This window comes from Candidatus Hydrogenedentota bacterium (assembly GCA_035450225.1).
Taxonomy (GTDB): Bacteria; Hydrogenedentota; Hydrogenedentia; order Hydrogenedentales; family SLHB01; genus DSVR01.
The window spans coordinates 1-2,972 of sequence record DAOTMJ010000095.1 but is presented as its reverse complement, the minus strand read 5'-3'; the positions used below and the strand labels follow the sequence as shown (position 1 = coordinate 2,972).

Here is a 2,972-nt window from a genome sequence, read left to right as displayed (position 1 = left end):
GTGTCCCAGGAGTTCCTCCTGGGCTACGGTCAAACCGTCCCTACGGGACTAACCTACCCTTCACACGACTCCATGCGAGGGGCGTCCTCATCGGTCATGCATAAAGTCCATCGGACTAAAATGTACAAACTTCAAGGACAGACTGTCCAGTCTACCGCGGGCGCTGTAAGTCTTCCGGTTTCAGGAACGACTGACTCGACAGTCTGTCCTGCCGTCAGCGGCCACGGGGCTTTCCGTATACACTCGTATTGACGTCCAGATACATATTTGTACGAGAAATGAAGATAAATAGTTTATTTGGAAATGATGGGAATGGATTTTTTCGCCCTTGTCCAGACCTAGGATTCCGGGGAGTCCCGGCAAACCGTTGTACAACATAAACCCTCGCATTTCCGCGGGATATCCCCAAAAGCGCGATCCCTGTGTGAACATCTCCCGCCGTTCACACAGGGACCACACAGCTATATAGCTATTATACTACTTTTTCCCGGCTTTCTTCGCAGGGGCCTTCTTCGCGGGGGCCTTCTTTGCCGGTTTCTTTGCGGCTTTCGCTGCCATTGTTTTCTCTCCTTTGTTGTTGTTTCGCCTAATTCACACCACACATGCACATATTGTATCAGAAAGTTTTCAAAAACGCAATATCTTGTATAGGATTTTTTTTCCCTGTAAAAAATGAGCATAAAGACCCCTTGAAAGGATGAATATTGTAAGGAAAATGCGAAGTCTTGCGACCGTGCGATATCCGGAAATTCAAATCTACCTCGAAAAATCCGCCCCTTGAACCTTTTCGATATTTCTGCGCAATTCCCGGCGATCGGTTCGCGGTTGGTTGTTCAATTTTCCTTGACAAACGGGACGGCAAGGGGTAGCATCAAGACAAGGCTGATTTTTTTCCAGATAATATAGACACATTGCATGTCCGGGAGGTTGCATCATGAATCGTGGAATCTTTTTGTTGTGTCTGGTTGCCGTCTGCATGCCGTTTGGTTCTCATGCGGTCGTCTGGGAATGGAACACCGCCGGCAATGTCGAAGGGTGGACCATCGGCAACAATGTCAGTTCTCTTACGGCAACGGGCGGAGAACTGGTCGCGACATATAATGGCGGGGGTGATCCGTTCATTTTTTCGCCGACACCGTTGGGATTGAATGGGTCGTCCGAGCGGTGGTTGATTGCGGACATTACCATGAGCGTGGCGGGGCCGCACGATTTTCAGATCTTCTACCGCCGAAACGGCTTTCCCGGCGACGATTGGGAACAGCATTCGTTCCATTGGACCGTTGACGCCGCCGCGGGGGTCAAGAAGACCTACGTGGTGAATATTCCGGCGAAACTGGCGGCGGAAGGCAAACCGGCGGATTGGGTGTGGAATGTCATAGACCAGCTCCGCCTCGATATCGGAGGGGGGTATCCGGCGGGCCAGACGTGCAAGATAGACTATCTGGCCATCGTCGCCGGTCTGGACTGGAATTTCAACACCAACGGCGATTTCGAGTCGTGGGGGAACTACAATCCGTCCCAGATCAATGTTTTCAACGTTACGGGCGGCGTTCTCGAAGTCGGTTTCGTCAACACAACGGCCAATGATCCGCACATAGGCGTCTCCCCCGTGTTTTTCAATTGCGACACCTACAAGTGGGCGCGCATCCGGCAGAACGCGGCCGGTCACACCGGCGATGAACCGCTCGGCGGCGAATGCCATTATTTCCCCAGCACCAATGGAAGTTTCGGCGGTCGCGCGTGGACCTTCTATCCCAATGTCGGATACAGCACGATCGTCCTCGACATGCAAACGGGATACTACACGGCGGGGCAGTGGACCGGCCTTGGCAACGTGACAACCTTCCGGATAGACAACACGACGGATCCGTTGACCAACTGGCAGCCGGGCGGCCGCGTCTACTACGATCGTGTCGCGCTGATGTCGAATCCTGCCGACGCGGGCCCCTATCTCTGGGATTTCGCCGGCTCGGGCCCCGGCGCATGGGTGGCGCCGAAACACGCTCCCTTTGGCGGGTCGAATGTGAATTTGGGCGGCGGTCTTGGGACGATTACGGGCACTGGGACGCTCGGCATGGGAAATTTCGATGTGGCCCTCGACGCGCCATCCTATCGCTATTTGCTGATGGACGTGAACATTGCGACGTCCGCCGCGCGTGAAAATTTCGAGATGCGGCCGTATTGGATCAAGAACGGCGAGGCATTCAACAGCGGCGCGAACCGAAAACGTCTTTATACGTTGCCGACGAACGTCGGCATGAAACGGTATATTTTCGATCTGGGCAGCGTGGCCGGACAGCCGGGCGATCATCAGGGCGCATGGGACGGTTATGTCCACGGCCTGCTGATGCAGTGCGGCACGGGCGAAGCCGGCGTTTCTTCCGTGGCGTTCGACAACCTGCAACTGATCGCAAGCATGCCGTCCGCGCCGTCGGTTACGGGCGTGGCGGTCAAGGGGGCGTTGACCGTGGACGTGACGTTCAGCCAGCAGATGGGATCCGGCGTAACGACCGTGGGCAACTATGCGCTCTCTGGAACCGGTAAAGGATCGCTCGCGGCCAATCCCTCGGGCGTCAGTTATGTCTGCGGCCATACCTACCGGCTGACGTGGGCGTCCGGCGAAATGGTTCAGGGCGGCAATATCACGATTACGGTGACGGGCGTGCAAGACATCGCCGGCAATGCCATCGGCGCTTCGAACAGCGGCACGCATACCGGCGGCGGCATCGGCACGTCGCCGACGGTGACGGACGTGTCGGTCCAGACAGGCTTGACGGTGGACGTGACCTTCTCCGAGGCCATGGGTTCGGGTGTGACGACGGCCGCCAACTACGCCTTGTCCGGCACAGGCAAGGGCACGCTAGCAACGAATCCGGATTCGGTGGCGCTGGTGAGCGGCAACACTTACCGGCTGACATGGACTACCGGTGAAATGATTGATGGCGGCGATATTGCCGTGACAGTATCGAATG

At 56.2% G+C, this 2,972-nt stretch carries 1 protein-coding gene; it reads left to right on the top strand.

The window, feature by feature from the left end; all coding sequences use genetic code 11:
- Positions 1 to 934: 934 nt before the first annotated feature.
- Positions 935 to 2,972 (top strand): hypothetical protein (locus P5540_19790; protein ID HRT67056.1); only part of this gene is annotated, 2,038 nt, incomplete at its 3' end.